Source organism: Intrasporangium sp., from assembly GCF_036566125.1.
In the GTDB taxonomy this organism is placed as follows: Bacteria; Actinomycetota; Actinomycetes; order Actinomycetales; family Dermatophilaceae; genus Intrasporangium.
The window spans coordinates 1-16789 of the sequence record NZ_DATCWX010000028.1 but is presented as its reverse complement, the minus strand read 5'-3'; the positions used below and the strand labels follow the sequence as shown (position 1 = coordinate 16789).

The window sequence follows — 16789 nt, the reverse complement described above, 5'->3', positions numbered from 1 at the left end:
GCATATCAGACTGACCGCGCGTCGCCTGACACGCCGCCTCCGCACGCCACCCCCGTGAACGACGAAGCGGGGTCCCCTCCGGCCAGAGAGGACCCCGCTTCACCCTGCCCACTTGACAGGAACAGCTACATATCAGTTGAGGGCGGCGATGGCCGCGTCGTAGTCCGGCTCCTGCGAGATGTCCGGGACGAGCTCGGTGTGCAGCACCGTGCCCTCCTCGTCGATGACGACGACGGACCTGGCGAGCAGGCCGCGCATCGCCCCCTCGGCCAGGGTCACGCCGTAGTCCTCGCCGAACGTCGACCGGAACGCGGAGGCCGCGATCACGTTGTCGAGGCCCTCCGCGCCGCAGAACCGCTTGAGCGCGAAGGGCAGGTCCTCGGAGGCGCAGATCACGTGCGTGTTCTCCAGCGTGCTGGCGATCTTGTTGAAGCGGCGCACGCTCTGTGCGCACACTCCGGTGTCGATGCTCGGGAAGATGTTGAGCACGACTCGCGTGCCGTGCTTGAGGGGGACGTCGCCCAGGTCGGCGCCCGCGAGGACGAACTCGGGGGCCACGTCGCCGACGGTGGGCAGGTCCCCGATCGTCTCGACGGGGGTGCCGCGCAGTGCAGTGGTAGCCATGGGTTGTTTGTATCCCGGTTACCCGCCAGTTGCCACCGCGTCCCGGGTCCCGGACAGGCTTGTAGTTTGGTGGCCATGACAGGTAATCCCGGCGGCAGGTCGCTCACACCGGAGGAGCAGCGGCGGATCATCGACATCGCGATGGAGCTGGCCCGCACGGGACAGACGGGGGACCTGCTCGACTTCCTCGACCACGGGGTGCCCGTCGACATCACCGATGCGGATGGCAACACCTTCCTCATGTTGGCGGCGTACCACGGCAGGGAGGAGACGGTGCTCGCCATGATCGCGCGCGGCGCCGACGTGAACCTGCGCAACACGAGGGACCAGTCGCCTGTCGCGGGAGCGATCTTCAAGGGAGAGGACTCGGTCGTGCGGGCGCTGGTTGCCGCCGGGGCGGACCTCGACGCGGGGACGCCGACGGCGCGGCAGGCGGCGGAGCTGTTCGGCCGCACCCACCTCCTCGAGGGCGAGTCGTGACGCAGCAGGCCAGCAGTCAGAGCGGCGCCGGGCGGCGCATGGTCATCAACCTCGTCGGAGCCGTCGGGCTGGTCTTCGGCTTCCTGCCCATGGTCAAGTACCTGCTCGACCTCGACCTGTTCGACTTCACCGTCGCGCCCTACGAGTGGCTCGAGCTCGAGGGTGCGGCGCGCTTCCTGCCGCCGGCGATGGTGCTCGTGACCTCTCTCGTCATCGCGTACCTCCTCGAGCGCGGGGCGGCGGAGTCGTAGACCCTCGCTCGTTTCACAATGCGGCGTGATGTGATTACCCAATGTCGGTGACCGGTCCACCCCGCGCACGGGGTGGACTGCGCGCCTGCGTGGCTGCGATGGGGGTCGCCCTCGCCGTGGCCGTCGGAGTCGTGCCGGTCGCCCAGGCGGCCGGGAGCACGTCGGTCGCGGCGGCTTCGGCGGAGACAACAGAGAACCTCAAGGTGCCGGTGGGCCCCGAGCCGGACGGCACCGCGGTGATCCTGGACGCGGCAGTACGGACACCGGCAGGTGGTGGGCGACACCCCGCCGTGCTCCTGGCGCACGGCTTCGGCGGCTCCAAGGACTCGGTGACCTCCGAGGCAATCGGGCTGCAGGAGCGTGGCTACGTCGTCGTCACGTGGTCAGCCCGCGGACACGGCGCGTCGGGTGGTCGCATCCATCTCAACGCCCCCGAGTTCGAGATCGCGGATGCGAAGGCGCTGGTGGACCTCGTGGCCCAGCGGCCGGATGTGCTCCTCGACGCGGCGGGCGACCCTCGCGTTGGCGTGATGGGCGGCTCTTATGGAGGCGCGCTCGGGCTCATGCTCGCCGGAGCCGATCAGCGCATCGACGCCGTCGTGGCAGCGATCACGTGGAACGATCTCGCGGACGCGTTCTTCCCGCAGTCGGCTGTCACGGCGACTGGCCCGACTCCGGCAGGCCGTCAACCCATCGACACCCCGGGCCCGTTCAAGCAGGTCTGGGCCACGAACTTCTTCCTCGGCGCCAACGCGAGCTTGCTCTCCCTTCCCTCCGCCGGGTCGGACGGCCAACCGTCGCCACCGGCCGCGCCAACCCCCTCGTCCGACCCAGCTCCGTCGACGGGGCGGAACTCGTCGGACGCCGTCACCTGCGGTCGCTTCGACCCGACGATCTGCGCCGGGTTCCTCGACGCCTCGGTGACCGGTGAGCCGAGTGCCGGGCTCGTCACCCTGCTCCGGCAGCACAGCCCCAAGCCGACGCTGGGCAAGGTCACCGCGCCGACCCTGCTCGTCCAGGGGATCGCCGACTCCCTCTTCGGGCTGGAGCACGCGGACGCGACAGCGCGCGCACTCGCTGCGGCCGGGACTCCCGTAGCGGTGCGCTGGAGCGACGGCGGCCACGATGCTCCGAGCACCCGCCAGGCGGAGGAGACCGAGGCGGGGTACGCATGGCTCGACCACTACGTCCGGGACGGCGCAGGGCCCGAATCCGCTCTGCCGGTCGCTGGGTTCACCTTCCCCACGCCGGCGAGCCGCCGCAACGAGCCCGCCGACCTGTGGACGATGCCTCGGTATCCAGGTCTCGACGGCACCGCTGTTACCACCGAGCGCCTCCCGCTCGCCGCGACGGCCGGAGGACTGCTGCACCCGCCCGGTGGGCAACCGGCGTCGATGGTCGCGATTCCCGGACTGTCAGCCCTGGGCCTCACCGTGTCGTCGTACCAGATCGCAGCCCTTCCCGGGCTGTCCACGTACTTCGACACCGATCCGGCGCCGCGCAGCGTGCTGGTCGCGGGCTCGCCGACCATCACCCTCACCCTGACCTCGGACCAGCCGACGGTCACGTTGTTCGCCTCGTTGTGGCGCGTCTCCGGTGAGCAGGCAACGCTGCCCGCCTCGCTCGTCGCGCCGATCCGGGTGCCAGTCACGCCGGGCCGGCCGACCACCGTCACCGTGTCGCTGCCGGCCGCGACCTACGAGATGCCGACCGGCAGTCGCTGGCGCGTGCTGCTGACGAGCACCGAGGCGACCTACGCCAACAGCCGGGAGCCGGCCCGCATCGCCGTCGAGGCGGGCGCCGATCTCACCGTCCCCGTGGTCGACGCGACGCCGGTGGGCACCTCCATCGCCGGCACCGACACCGAGTCCGCGCTGGCCGGCGGCATGCTCGCCGCGCTCGTCATCCTCGCCGGGGTGGCGGCGCTCTGGCGGCGTCGGCAGCGCCGGCACGAGGAGCCGCGCGCGGACCTCGCCGAGATGCCGCTCGTCGTCACGGACCTCGTCAAGTCCTATGCCGACGGCCACCGCGCCGTCGATGGCGTCTCATGGCGAGCTGAGAAGGGCCAGGTCGTGGGACTGCTCGGCCCCAACGGCGCCGGCAAGACGACGACGATGCGGATGGTCATGGGCCTCATCGCCCCCGACTCGGGCACGGTCCATGTGCTGGGCCACCCCGTGTCAGCGGGCTCCGATGTCCTCGAACGGGTGGGCGCGCTCATCGAGGGCCCGGGCTTCCTCCCGCACCTCACCGGCCGGCAGAACCTCGAGGCCTACTGGGCCGCGACCGGCCGGCGGTCGGAAGAGGCGCACATCGACGAGGCGCTCGAGGTGGCCGCACTCGGCGGAGCCGTCGACCGGCCGGTGCGCTCCTACAGCCATGGCATGAAGCAGCGGCTCGGCATCGCCCAGGCCATGCTGGGCCTTCCGGAGCTGCTCGTCCTCGACGAGCCGACGAACGGCCTCGACCCGCCGCAGATCGCGGCGATGCGTCCGATCCTGCGCCGCTACGCCGAGACCGGTCGTACTGTCGTCATCTCGAGCCACATGCTCGCCGAGGTGGAGATGACGTGCACCCACGTCGTCGTCATGCACGCCGGCCGGGTGGTCACCCAAGGCCTTGTCGCCGACCTCGTGGACAGCGACGACACGACGCTCCTCGACCTCGACCCGATCGCGGTCGAGGCCGACGAGGACGCAGCCGAGCCAGTGCTCCCGAGCCGGCTCACCGCGCTCCGTGGGATCGACGGGGTCACCGAGGTCCGGCGCGACACCGAGACCCGCGTCGTCGTCGTGGCCGAGCGCCCACGCGTCGAGGTCGTCGGGGCGGCGGTCGAGGCCGGCCTGCCCGTCATCGGGGTGAGCAGTCGTCGGCACCTCGAGGAGGTCTTCCTCGGCGTCATCTCCGCGGCGTCGTCCGGGAACGGGTCCCGGCCGACCGACGCCTCCGACGCATCCCTGATCGAGCGCCTGAGGCAGGTGAGGGCACGATGAGCCAGCCGAAGACCAACGAGCCTGCGCTGGAAGCCAGCACAGGCAGTGAGCACGACGGGGGTGCACGGGGGCGGAGCCCCCGTGGGTCGGCATACGGGATCACGCGTGTGCGTGAACCGCTGTCCTGGCGGGCCGAGTGGCGGCGGCAGCTGGGGAGGCGGCGGACGCTGGTCGCGTTCGGGCTGCTCGCGGCCCTGCCGATCATCCTGGTCATCGCGTTCGCCTTCGGCGAGGACGACCGCAACCAGCGTGGCGGCGCGACGACACGGATCTTCGACCTCGCGCAGAGCGGGGCGGCGAACTTCAGTCTCGTCGTCGTCTTCCTCGCCTCCGAGCTGCTTCTCGTCCTCGTGGCCGCGCTGTTCTGCGGGGACGCGGTGCCGAGCGAGGCATCGTGGGCGTCGCTGCGCTACCTGCTCGTTGCGCCCGTGCGCCGCGCCCGCCTGCTCACGAGCAAGGCCGTGGTCGGCATCAGCTCGACAGCGCTCGCGACCGTCCTGCTGCCCGCGTGGGCGCTGGTCGTCGGCGGAATCGCCTACGGCTGGGAGCCGCTGACCAACCCGCTTGGCGAGAACCTGACCTGGGGCCAGTTCCTCCCGCGGCTCGCCCTCGCCTGCGCCTACATCTTCGTCACGCTCCTGCCGATCGCCGCCATCGCCTTCTGGCTCGGCACGCGGTCGGATGCGCCGCTCGCTGCAGTCGGGGGTGCCGTGCTCATCTCGATCCTCGCGAACATCCTCGACCAGCTCGATGCGCTCGACCCGTACCGCAACGCGCTGCCCGGTCACTACAACCGCGCGTGGCAGGATGCCCTGGCGATAGAACCGCAGTGGACCGACATGATCCATGGGACGCTGTGGTCGCTCGTGTGGGCGGTCGCCTTCACGATGCTGGCCTATCGGAGGTTCCGCCGGGTCGACATCCTCAGCTAGGGGCGAATCAGGGGGTTGCGGTGGGGACGGTGCTCGGTTCCAACCACGGCGGGTCAGCCTCGGCTCCGGCCATGCACGACGAGGAGCTGCTCGTCGTGCTCCATGGCCTTGGGGGTACCGGTGACATCTGGGTGCCCGGCCTCGAGGGCCATCACGACCGGTGGCCCGGCTGGTGGTGGGCGCCCGACCTGGCTGGACACGGGACGAGCGGAGCGCGGCTGGACGGCTACACCTTCGGCGCCCTGGCCGAGGACCTCGCGATTCGGCTGCCGGAGGCGCGCTCCTACGTCGTGGTCGGTCACTCGCTGGGCGGCGTGGTCGGCCTCGGGCTGGCGGGGCTCGTGCCAGCGGTGCGGCGAGTCGTCGGGCTCGGGATCAAGGTCGAGTGGAGCGACGACGAGCTGGCTCGGGCGCGAGCGATGGCCGAGCGGCCGGTCGCCTGGTTCGAGACCGAGGCGGAGGCCGTGGCGCGCCACCGGAAGGTCTCCGGAGTGGCTGGGCTCGTCGATGACCAGGTCGCCCGAATGGGAGTCGTCGAGGAAGGCAGCCGGTGGCGGCTGGCTCTCGATCCCCTCACGTTCGCGGTCGGGCGGCCCGACATGGCTGGACTGCTTGCCGAGTGCCCGGCCGAGGTGGTCCTGGCACGCGGAGAGTCCGACCACATGGTGAGCGAAGCCCACCTCCGGGCGCTCGTTCCAGCGCCGCTGACCCTCCCGGGCCTCGGCCACAACGCCCACCTCGAGGACCCAGCCACGGTGCTCAGCCTGGCCTGACCGGATTGTTACCGTCTGGGCGCAATGCCACGGTATGGACAACGTGCCTCTCCGGCGACAGCAGGGGTAGCGTGACGCACATGACGTCGCCGCTGAGGTCGACCGCTCGGCCTCCTCGGCGCGCCACCCCACCTTTTGTCCTTGGAGGTTAGGTAGATGAGCAACATCGCGCCTGAACAAGCCGAGCTGCCTCCGGCAGCAGTAGATCCAGAAGTCATCGAGGAGCACGACCGGCGCTGGACCACACAGAAGATCGTCGTCTGGGCCGCGATCTCGCTGCTGGGTGCAGTGTCCTGGGCAATGATCGCCATCGTCCGGGGCGAGACGATCAACGCGATCTGGTTCGTCTTCGCCGCGGTCTGCAGCTATCTCATCGGGTTCCGCTTCTACTCCAAGTACATCGAGCGCAACATCACGAAGCCCGACGACACCCGCGCGACGCCGGCCGAGTACAACGACAACGCCAAGGACTTCATGCCGACGGACCGGCGCGTCCTCTTCGGCCACCACTTCGCCGCCATCGCCGGCGCCGGACCGCTCGTCGGCCCGGTGCTCGCAGCCCAGATGGGCTACCTGCCGGGCACGCTCTGGATCATCGTCGGCGTCATCCTCGCCGGCGCGGTGCAGGACTACCTCGTCATGTTCTTCTCGATGCGGCGCGGCGGCCGCTCGCTCGGGCAGATGGCCCGCGAGGAGCTCGGCGTCATCGGGGGCACGGCCGCCCTCATCGCGACGCTCACCATCATGATCATCATCGTGGCGATCCTTGCGCTCGTGGTCGTCAACGCGCTCGGCGCCTCGCCGTGGGGCGTCTACTCGGTCGGCCTGACCCTGCCGATCGCGCTCTTCATGGGCGTCTACCTGCGTTTCATCCGGCCGGGCAAGGTCATGGAGGTCTCCCTCATCGGCTTCGGGCTGCTGATGTTCGCCATCATCTCCGGTCGATGGGTGGCCGAGTCCTCGTGGGGCGCAGACCTCTTCCACCTCGATCGCACGACCATCGCCTGGCTCCTCATCATCTACGGCTTCGTCGCGGCCGTCCTTCCTGTGTGGCTGCTGCTCGCCCCGCGCGACTACCTGTCGACCTTCATGAAGATCGGCGTCATCCTCCTGCTCGCGGTCGCCATTGTCGTGGTCCGGCCCGAGGTCAACGTCCCGGCGGTCTCCGAGTTCGCGAGCCGCGATGACGGACCCGTCGTCCCGGGATCGCTCTTCCCGTTCCTGTTCGTCACCATCGCCTGCGGAGCGTTGTCGGGCTTCCATGCGCTCATCTCGTCCGGCACGACGCCGAAGATGGTCCAGAAGGAGCGGCAGACCCGCTTCCTCGGCTACGGCGGAATGCTCATGGAGTCCTTCGTCGCGATCATGGCGCTCGTCGCCGCGATCACCATCGACCGCGGGATCTACTTCGCGATGAACTCCTCGGCGGCGGTCACCCAGGGCACGGTCGAGGGCGCGGTCGCGTTCGTCAACCAACTCGGTCTCAGCGGGGTCCACCTCACGCCGGACATGCTCACGCAGCTCGCCCAGAACGTCGGCGAGGAGTCGGTCGTCTCGCGCACCGGTGGTGCGCCGACCCTGGCCGTCGGCATCGCCACCGTCCTGCACCAGTGGTTCGGCGGCACCGCGCTGATGGGCTTCTGGTACCACTTCGCGATCATGTTCGAGGCACTGTTCATCCTCACCGCCGTCGACGCCGGCACGCGCGTGGCGCGGTTCATGCTGCAGGACACGATCGGCAACTTCATCCCGAGGTTCAAGGACACCTCCTGGACGGCAGGAGCCTGGATCTGCACCGCGATCATGGTCGCCGGCTGGGGCTACATCCTCGTGCTCGGCGTCACCGATCCGCTCGGTGGCATCAACACGTTCTTCCCCCTCTTCGGCATCGCGAACCAGTTGCTGGCCGTCATCGCGCTCGCCGTCGTCATGGCGATCGTCGCGCGCCGCGGGAACTTCAAGTACTTGTGGGTGGTGGTCGTCCCGCTTGCCTTCGCCGCAGTCATCACGGTCACCGCGTCGATGTACAAGATCTTCTCGCCGGTGCCTGCGGTGGGCTACTGGGCGCAGAACAGCGCCTTCCGTAACGCACTCGCAGAAGGACAGACGAGCTTCGGCACCGCGAAGAACGTCGATGCGATGGAGGCCGTCGTGCGCAACACGACGGTCCAGGGCACGCTGTCCATCCTCTTCGTCGTCCTGACCCTCATCGTCCTGCTCATGTCGATCATCGCGACCGTGCGGGCCTGGCAGGGGCACCGTGGTGTCAACACCGAGGACCCGTACATCGAGTCGAAGATCTATGCGCCGGCCGGCCTGTTCCCGACGCCGCCCGAGCGCGAGCTCGAGGAGCAGTGGGCGAAGATCCCGGTGACCCGACCGGTGAGGCACCACTGACATGGCTGCCGAGCTGACGGTCAAGCGACTGTTTTCCGGGTCGGTCTCCACGGCCCGGAAAGCCGTCGGCTACCTCGGTGCCGTCATGGGTGCGGACGCCTACGACCGCTACTGCGCCCACCTCGCGGCTCACCATCCCGACCAGCAGCCCCAGACGGAGCGCGAGTTCTGGCGGGAGCACATGGACTGGATGGAGAAGAACCCCCAGGGCCGCTGCTGCTGAGGACCCGACCGAGACGTCACTGCCGCTGGGCTCCCGGCGAGCCCAGCGGCATACGGCCGCCAGACGGGGACCGCGGTCCACGAAAGGCGCGCCTGACGCGAGAAACCCCGCCACCTCGGGACCGTGGTCCCGAAGTGGCGGGGTTCCTGTCTGTCGACTATCCGCGTGTCAGTGCACGTCGGCCAAGTCGACCGGGGCGTTGGCATTGGCCGCGCCCTTGGCGACGTCGTCGGCCTCAGCAGCGGCCGCATTGAGCGCGTCGATCGCTGCACGGACGCCGGCGCCGTAGGCCGGGTCGGCCTTGGTGCAGTTGGCGATGTGCCGCTCGATCGTCTCCTTCGAGGCGCCCGAGATGGCCCGGGCGGTGTTCTCGAAGAGGACCTGCTGCTGAGCGGGCGTCATCTTCTCGCGGAAGAGCACGCCCGGCTGCGAGTAGTAGTTGTCGTCGTCCTCGCGGAAGTTGAACCGGTCACCGGTGGAGCCGATCCCAAACGCCGGCTCACGGTACTGCGGCTGGCTCGAGTAGCGACCGTAGGAGTTCGGCGTGATCGCAGGGGTCGCGCCCGCCGAGATCCGCATCGCGCCGTCGCGGTGCGGGTCGTTGGGGTTCGCCACGCCGCGCGGGCTGTTGACCGGGATCTGGTGGTGGTTGACCCCGAGGCGGTAGCGCTGCGCGTCACCGTAGGAGAACAGCCGCCCCTGGAGCATCCGGTCGGGCGAGAAGCTGATGCCCGGCACGACGTTGGCGGGGCTGAACGCAGCCTGCTCGACGTCCAGGTGGTAGTTCTCCGGGTTGCGGTTGAGCTCCCACTCGCCGACCTCGATGAGCGGGTAGTCGCCCTTCGGCCACACCTTGGTCAGGTCGAACGGGTGGTAGGGCACCTTCTCAGCGTCGGCCTCGGGCATGACCTGGACGTAGAGCTTCCACTTCGGGAAGTCGCCCTTCTCGATCGACTCGAACAGGTCGCGCTGGTGCGACTCGCGGTCCTCGCCGATGAGGGCGGCGGACTCGGCGTCGGTGAGGTTCTTGATGCCCTGCTGGGTGCGGTGGTGGAACTTCACCCAGAAGCGCTCGCCCTCCGCGTTGTAGAACGAGTACGTGTGCGAGCCGAAGCCGTGCATGTTCCGGTACGAGGCCGGGATGCCGCGGTCGGACATGACGATGGTGACCTGGTGCAGGGCCTCGGGCAGGTTGGTCCAGAAGTCCCAGTTGTTCTCGGCGCTGCGCAGGTTCGTCTTCGGGTCACGCTTGACGGCGTGGTTGAGGTCGGGGAACTGCAGCGGGTCGCGGAAGAAGAAGACGGGCGTGTTGTTGCCGACGATGTCCCAGTTGCCCTCCTCCGTATAGAACTTCACCGCGAAGCCACGGATGTCGCGCTCGGCATCGGCCGCGCCACGCTCACCGGCGACGGTGGAGAAGCGGGCGAACATCTCGGTCTGCTTGCCGACCTCGGAGAAGATCTTGGCGCAGGAGTACTGCGTGATGTCGTTCGTCACCGTGAAGGTGCCGTAGGCGCCGGAGCCCTTGGCGTGCATGCGCCGCTCGGGGATGACCTCGCGGTCGAAGTGGGCGAGCTTCTCGAGGAACCAGACGTCCTGGAGCAGCATCGGGCCGCGGGGGCCGGCCGTGACGCTGTTCTCGCCGTCCCAGACGGGTGCGCCAGCGACCGTGGTCAGCGGTTGGGTGTTGCCAGGGTCCTGACGGGGTCCTTCGACAGACATGTGTCTCCTCGTGTTGTTGTTGTTGCCGTTGTGCAGGTCGTATGCCGCTGGGCTCAGTCCGCGGGTGCCGTTGCCTCAGTGGGGCGGTCGGCCTTGCAGGCAGGGCAGGTGCCCCAGTAGATGACCTCGGCCTCGTCGATGTCGTAGCCGTGGTCGTCCGAGGCGTGCAGACAGGGGCGATCGCCGACGGCGCAGTCGACGTCGACGATGCTGCCGCAGGTGCGGCAGACGAGGTGGTGGTGGTTGTCGCCGACGCGCAGCTCGTAGCGGGCGGGGGAGCCGGCCGGCTCGATCCGGCGGACGAGACGAGCCTCGGTCAGGGCGCCGAGGACGTCGTAGATCGCCTGGGTCGAGACCGTGCCGAGGATCTCGCGAGCGGCGCGGGCGATGGTGTCGGCGTCGGCGTGGGGATGGCGCTCCAGCAGGTCCAGGACCGCGACCCGGGGCTTCGTGGCCCGCAGCTGCGCCTCTCGCAGCATCGTCGTCGGGTCACTCCTCGTCACACCCTCAACTCAACCAGCCAATCTGGAATAAGTCAAAACAAGTATGCCTATCCTTACCCCGGTTGCGACTGGCCCGCGAGGGTGGCGAGGCGGCGTCGAGCCACCTCTGCGAGGAAGGCCGCGCCGTCCGCGACCACCGAGTCGTCGAAGGTCGCCCGCGGTGAGTGGTTGTCGTCGGCCATCTCGGGATCGCCGGTGGCGCAGGCGCTGAGGTTGAGGTAGGCGCCCGGCACGTGCTCGAGGACGACGGCCATGTCCTCGGAGCCGAGCTCGGGGTTGACCATGTCGACCCAGCGATCGGGGCCGAAGAGGTCGACCACCGTGTCGCGGGCGTGCTCGAACTCGGCTTCGTCGTTGACCGTCACCGGGTAGGAGCCCGAGATCCAGTCGATCTCCACCTCGAGGCCGTGGGCACTCGCGATCCCCCGGCAGGCTCGCTCGATGTCGGCGATGGCCTGGGTGCGCGCGGCGACCGACAGCGTCCGGACGGTCCCATCGAAGATGGCGTCGTCGGGGATGATGTTGTCCTTGGTCCCCGAGGCAAATCTGCCCACCGTGACGACGACGGGATCGAAGACATCGAAGCCGCGGGTCACCCTCGTCTGCAGGGCAAGGACCATCTCACAGGCCGCCGGGATGGGGTCGCTCGCCCGGTGCGGCGTCGAGCCGTGGCCGCCCTGGCCGACGACGCGGACGCTGAACTCGTCCGCCGCGGCCATCTGCGGGCCGGGCCGACCGAACCACGTGCCGAGGGAGTGCTCTGCCGAGAAGACGTGGAAGGTGTAGGCCGCGCTGACCGGCGTGCCGCTCGCCTCGAGCAGGCCCTCCTCGATCATCGGCGCGGCGCCACCGGGCGCTTCCTCACCGGGCTGGAACATGAGCACCACGTCGCCCGCGAGCTCCTCGCGCTGCTCGTGGAGGATCCTGGCCGCCCCGACGAGGGCGGCTGCGTGGAGGTCGTGGCCGCATGCGTGCATGGCGCCGTTCGTGGAGCGGTAGTCGACCTCGACCTCCTCGACGACGGGCAGGGCATCCATGTCGCCGCGCAGCAGGACGGACGGTCGTGGTCCCTCGTCCGGCGCCGCCCCACCGCGGAGCACTGCCACGACCGACGACAGGGCACGCCCGCGGGTGACCTCGAGGTCCAGGCCGTCGAGGGCCTCCAGCACGGCGGCCTGGGTCTGCGGAAGGTCCAGGCCGATCTCAGGCGTCTGGTGCAGGCGCCGCCGCAGCGCGACGAGCTCTGGTGCGATGGACTGCGCGATCTCGAGGCTGCGGGTGCTCATGCCCGTCACCCTATTGACCGGTGACCTCGACGATGCCTCGGGCGCCGCGCTCGGCATCCACCATGACGTGGTTGACGACGGGGTAGCGTCCCGGCTCCGGGAAGCTCAGCTCGACGAAACCGCCCTGCGCCGCCGCGAGGTCCAGGGCCTGCGAGCCGCCGGTCGTCGTGCCGGGCGGGTCGAGCGGACCACGGCCGTTCCGGAGCAGGTAGGTGCCCTCCTTGTAGACGGTGTCGAACTGCCCACCGACGACATGGAAGGAGGAGGGCCGGTTCGGCCCGGCGTCGAGCACCCAGATCCGCACGCGTTCGCCGACGCGAGCCTCGAGCGGGTGGTCGACGTACTGGTTGGCATGGCCGTTGAAGACGACCGCGTCCGGCTGCTCGGCCATGACCTTGTCGGCGTTGACCGGATCCCCCTGTGCCCCAAGGAAGATCTCGGACTGGACCATGACGTAGGAGCGGTCGACCTTGGGCAGCCCCTCGGGCTCGATGACGACTGCGCCCGCCATGCCGGCCGCGATGTGCGTCGCCATCGGCATCGTGGCGCAGTGGTACATCCAGATCCCCGAGCGCTTCGCGGTGAACCGGTAGACGAGGCTCTCCCCCGGCTCGATGGTGCGCATCGGGGCGTCGGGCGCGAGCTCGCTGGCGTGGAAGTCGATGGAGTGACCCATGGACCCGTGGTTGACGAGCGTGATCTCGAAGGTGTCGCCGACCCGGCCATGGAGCGTGGGTCCGATGGACGAGCCGTTGTAGGTCCAGCGTGTCTGCGTCACTCCGGGCGCCACTTCGAGCTTCTCCTCGCGGACCGTCAGCGTGGCGCGGCGCACCTTCTCGTCGGTGAGGGGAGGCAAGACGGGGTCGTATGCCGCTGAGCTCGTCTTCCACTTCGCCATGAAGTCGATCGCGGGGCTGGGTCCAGAGCTCGCGTGTCCGCCGTGGGTGCCCGCCGTGCCGCCTGCGGTGCCGGAGGCCACCTCACCAGCCGCGGGCGAGCCGCCGATCGCCTTGACGTTGAAGACCATTCCCATCTGGCGGTGGCCGACGACCGAGCACCAGCCGTCGATTGAGCTGCCGACGACGGGGACCTCGAGCGAGCCCTTGGCCCCGGGGCTGATGCGGCCGGTGCTCTCGCCCGTCGCGAGCACCAGATCGTGCACGTCGCTGGGGTCGGTGTTCTCCAGCTCGATGACGAGCCGGTCGCCCAGCGGGACGGAGATCTCCGCCGGGGTGAACCGCATGTCCTTGGCAGTGACCTTCACCGTGGTCGTGTGGCCCGTCGGTGCGACGTCGGCGGCGGCTGGCTTGGCGGCGCCGGCGACATTGAGTCCCGCCGCGGCCGGGTCGAGACCCACGCCGAGGGTGGCGCCGACGGCAATGATGGCGACGGAGGCGACGAGCTGGGGACGGGACCAGGTCTGCGATGCCGACTGTGTCGTCAGGGCGACGACCTCGGACTTCGAGGGCCTGGCCATCGGGCCGGACTGCCTGCCCGCCGCGGCTGCGGCCTCCTTTGCCTTCTTGGCGCGGATGGAGGCGCGAAGGCCCCTCAGCAGCAAGGGGATCGACAGGGCCAGGGCGACGAGCGTCAACGTCGAGAGGACGACACGGACCAGGCTCGGCACCGGCAGCAGGCAGAGCGCCAGCCCGAGGTTGGCGACGGCGACGCGGGCGGTGCCCCAGCGCTCGAGCTCGGCCATACCGGCACGCAGGACGGACGGGCCTCCGCCGATGACGACGGGAAGCAGGTAGGAGAGCGCTCCGAGGAGGATCTGGAGGGCGAAGCCGACGACGAAGATCGTCGTCAGCGCACCGTAGTTGTCGGCGAGGGCCGCCCATGAGCCGCGGCTGGCGAGGGACCAGCCCATCAGGACGAGGCCGACGGGGAGCCACAGGAGTCCGGCGCCGGCGGACAGCGTGGGGAAGGCGTAGGGCGGGCGCCGGCGCGCGGCGGTGATGATCGGGCGGTAGACCCAGAGTGTGCCGGCGAGGTAGAGCGCGATGCCGGCGACGCCGATCATGGCGTGGTCCACGAGGGGCGACGCGACGACGAGGCCCAGGCCACCAGAGAGCACGGGAAGGGCGCGCTCGGAGGCGGACTCGGCGTTGTCGGCCATCTTGGTGCGCAGCATCGTCGGCCAGAGAGTGACCAGCGTGCCGAGCACCGTGAGGCCGATCCAGCCGAGCAGGTTGACCATCGTGTGCGCGACGAGCAGCTGGCCGTGCACGGTGTCGGTGGCGCCCGCGACGCCGCTGCCTCGGGCGAGCAGGACGCCGAACGTGGCGCCGACGGGCAACAGGAGCGCGGCCACGATGTAGTAGCGGACGGTGATCCGGAACCGGCCGGGCAGGGCCGCCTTGAGCCGCCGGACGAGCATGACCGCGTGCCAGCCGACCGCCGCGGAGATGAGCGTGCCGCCGATGAGGGTGACCGGCCAGATGCGGGTCGGGACCCCGACGAGGACGAGCAGCACGCCGACCTGGAAGACCGACAGGCGGATCGTCTGGAGGCGGCGCTCCTCGAACCCGGACCGGGTCTTGAGCAGGGCCTCGGTGAAATGGACGCTCCACACCATGGCCGCGTGGGTCACCGCGCCGAGCACGACGAGGTGGACCATGAGCCACCGGGAGTAGGCGAAGAACGGGTGGATCAGGCTGACCAGCAGTGCCACCATCAACCAGATGACGACGGGCCGGTCGCGCATGAACCACGAACCGCGGGTGCTCATAGGGGTTTCCTTTTCAGCGGGGTAACGCCCGCGATGCTCGATCCGGCAGCGATCGCGAAGAAGAGGAGCAGGGCGACGATGTTGGTGATCGAGCCGACCTGCCATAGCGTGCGCAGCCCAGCGAAGTCACCCGCGATGATCCGGACCGCGAGGCCGACGTGCATGAGCACCAAGGGGATCCACATGGCCGTCCGGTAGGGGAGGGGCCGCTTGAGCACCGCCGGAAGGATGATCGGTGCGTGGGCCATCACCATGGAGATGGCGAAGCCGAGCATGACCGCGTGGATGACGACGTCGTAGAGGGCGCCCTCGGTCTGGGCGCCGGCCACCAGCCAGGTGAGGCCGGCGAGCAGGAGCCAGACATAGCCCCCGAGCAGCGCGCCGGCGCTGAAGCGGGGCAGTCCGGTGGTCCGGATGGTCCGGCGGGCGACGTCGTGGCGGACGAGCCAGACGACGAGTGAGGCGATGACGAACCCGGTGGCGCGCGCCCCGGCTTCGGCCGAGACGAGGGTCAGCACGAGCGCCACGGTCAGCGCGGCCGCATGGAGGACGAGCGTCCTGCCACCGGTTGTCGGCATGGCAAGGCGGGCGAGCTCGACCCGCTCGGCGCAGATGGTCAGGACGAGGAAGCCGACGAGCCAGGGCATGAGCCACGGCATGTCGACGCGAAGCCACAGGAGTGCGGCGACGGTCAGGTGGACCGCGCCGAGCAGCTCGACGACGACGACGTCGTCGTGGTTGCGTCGCCACAGCGCGGCGTACACCGCCACGAAGGCGATGCTGCCGTCGACGAGGAGGAGCTGGCCGAGCTGCACGGGCGCGGGGCTGATGAGGGCCAGTGCCCCCAGCCCGAGCAGTCCCGGCGCGAGGTAACCCAGCGGATGGCGGAGCGCGACGGCGCGCTCCATCGCGATGAGGGTGCCGAGGAACCCGCCGACCATGAGCATGCCGTGGAGGTCGCCGAGCCGCTCCGACCGCACGGGCGCGGAGACGCCGACGAGCACGAGCGCGGCGTTGACGCCCGCGAGCATCGCGAGCCCGGCCGGGAGAAGGAAGACCGCCCGGGAGAGGGTCTGACTCGCCCGACTATTTTGCACGGAACCAACTGTAGATAACCGCGGGCAGCCAGCCAAACCGTTGGAGGATGACCTCGGTCACCACACGGTGGGGATGCCTGTCGCTGGGACCGAGCCCAGCGGCATACGGCCACGTGTCTGTCAGCGGTGGACGAGCGCCACGATCTCCTCCGCGATCCGAGCGGGGACCTCAAGGGGGAGGCCGTGGGCGATGCCCTCGAGCTCGACCTCTCGGACGAGATCGGCCTGGCCCGGCTGGGCGGCGTAGCCGTCGAGCACGGCACGCAGCTGCGCCTTCATGGGCTGGGGCGGCAGGGTTTCGGCGCCGGGCCATCCCGGCACGGCCCCGAGCTCGCCGAGAGTGCCGAAGTCGAACATCGACCGGTCGCTGCAGACGAGGTCCTCGGTGCCGTGGATCCACGTGATCGGGATGCCGGCCGTGCTCGTCGCGATGGCGGAGGTGTTGAAGTGCTTGGGTGACATCGTGTTGAGCACGCCACGGCTGCCGGGCGCGGTCGTGGGCCAGTTCTCCGACGCGGTGCTGTCGCCGGGGTAGAAGTCGTCCCCGACCCGGGTCGTCAGGGCCTCTGCGAGGAGGAAGTCCTCGTCCACGTTGGCGGCGTTCGCGCCCGCCCCGTAGAAGCTGCGGAGGATGACTCGAGGGCTGGAGGCCGGGTCCTCCTCGGACGTGTCCTTCTCCCTCAGCCGCCGCACGAACTCGGGCGCCGCACCGCCGCCCCCGCTCGATGCGGCGTCCGGGAAGGCGGGCGTGCCCTGCGCGTCGACGGTGCCGCCGAA

13 protein-coding genes and 1 pseudogene are annotated in these 16789 nt (G+C 69.8%); 7 read left to right on the top strand and 7 right to left on the bottom strand.

Features of this window, described 5'->3' with window-relative positions:
• Positions 1–132: 132 nt before the first annotated feature.
• A complete protein-coding gene (tpx, locus tag VIR15_RS01795; RefSeq protein WP_331925756.1) occupies positions 133–624 on the bottom strand; it encodes a thiol peroxidase in 492 nt (163 codons plus the stop codon).
• Between the two features lie 75 nt (positions 625–699).
• Here tpx and VIR15_RS01790 point away from each other — a divergent pair, with 75 nt between their 5' ends.
• From VIR15_RS01790 to VIR15_RS01760, 7 genes are all read left to right on the top strand, one after another.
• Positions 700–1104 (top strand): ankyrin repeat domain-containing protein, encoded by a 405-nt coding sequence (locus VIR15_RS01790; RefSeq protein WP_331925755.1) that lies wholly within the window; start codon positions 700–702, stop codon positions 1102–1104.
• Positions 1101–1355, top strand: coding sequence for a hypothetical protein (locus VIR15_RS01785; protein ID WP_331925754.1), 255 nt, complete (start codon positions 1101–1103; stop codon positions 1353–1355). The genes VIR15_RS01790 and VIR15_RS01785 overlap by 4 nt, the downstream gene beginning before the upstream one ends.
• 47 nt (positions 1356–1402) lie before the next feature.
• Complete coding sequence (locus VIR15_RS01780) at positions 1403–4348, top strand: alpha/beta fold hydrolase (RefSeq protein ID WP_414654891.1); 2946 nt, start codon at positions 1403–1405, stop codon at positions 4346–4348.
• 107 nt (positions 4349–4455) lie between these two features.
• On the top strand, positions 4456–5280 hold the full coding sequence (locus tag VIR15_RS01775) for an ABC transporter permease (RefSeq protein ID WP_331925752.1): 825 nt from the start codon (positions 4456–4458) through the stop codon (positions 5278–5280).
• Positions 5281–5351: 71 nt separating this feature from the next.
• Positions 5352–6053 (top strand): alpha/beta fold hydrolase, encoded by a 702-nt coding sequence (locus tag VIR15_RS01770; protein WP_331925751.1) that lies wholly within the window; start codon positions 5352–5354, stop codon positions 6051–6053.
• A gap of 156 nt (positions 6054–6209) precedes the next feature.
• On the top strand, positions 6210–8450 hold the full coding sequence (locus VIR15_RS01765; protein WP_331925750.1) for a carbon starvation CstA family protein: 2241 nt from the start codon (positions 6210–6212) through the stop codon (positions 8448–8450).
• 1 nt (position 8451) lies between these two features.
• Positions 8452–8673 (top strand): YbdD/YjiX family protein, encoded by a 222-nt coding sequence (locus VIR15_RS01760; RefSeq protein ID WP_331925749.1) that lies wholly within the window; start codon positions 8452–8454, stop codon positions 8671–8673.
• Positions 8674–8841: 168 nt separating this feature from the next.
• On the opposite strand, the gene VIR15_RS01755 is transcribed toward VIR15_RS01760, so the two are convergent.
• The 6 genes and pseudogenes from VIR15_RS01755 to VIR15_RS01730 all read right to left on the bottom strand — a co-directional run.
• A complete protein-coding gene (locus VIR15_RS01755; RefSeq protein ID WP_331925748.1) occupies positions 8842–10395 on the bottom strand; it encodes a catalase in 1554 nt (517 codons plus the stop codon).
• 53 nt (positions 10396–10448) lie between these two features.
• Positions 10449–10874, bottom strand: coding sequence for a Fur family transcriptional regulator (locus VIR15_RS01750; RefSeq protein ID WP_331925757.1), 426 nt, complete (start codon positions 10872–10874; stop codon positions 10449–10451).
• A gap of 77 nt (positions 10875–10951) precedes the next feature.
• Positions 10952–12184, bottom strand: coding sequence for a M20 metallopeptidase family protein (locus tag VIR15_RS01745; RefSeq protein WP_331925747.1), 1233 nt, complete (start codon positions 12182–12184; stop codon positions 10952–10954).
• 10 nt (positions 12185–12194) lie between these two features.
• On the bottom strand, positions 12195–14915 hold the full coding sequence (locus VIR15_RS01740) for a multicopper oxidase domain-containing protein (RefSeq protein ID WP_331925746.1): 2721 nt from the start codon (positions 14913–14915) through the stop codon (positions 12195–12197).
• Positions 14912–16012: a DUF8744 domain-containing protein gene (locus tag VIR15_RS01735; protein ID WP_331925745.1), complete on the bottom strand. Its 1101-nt coding sequence runs from the start codon at positions 16010–16012 to the stop codon at positions 14912–14914. Before VIR15_RS01735 ends, VIR15_RS01740 begins: the two co-directional genes overlap by 4 nt.
• Positions 16013–16132: 120 nt before the next feature.
• A pseudogene (locus VIR15_RS01730) lies at positions 16133–16789 on the bottom strand (alpha/beta hydrolase); the annotation flags it as partial.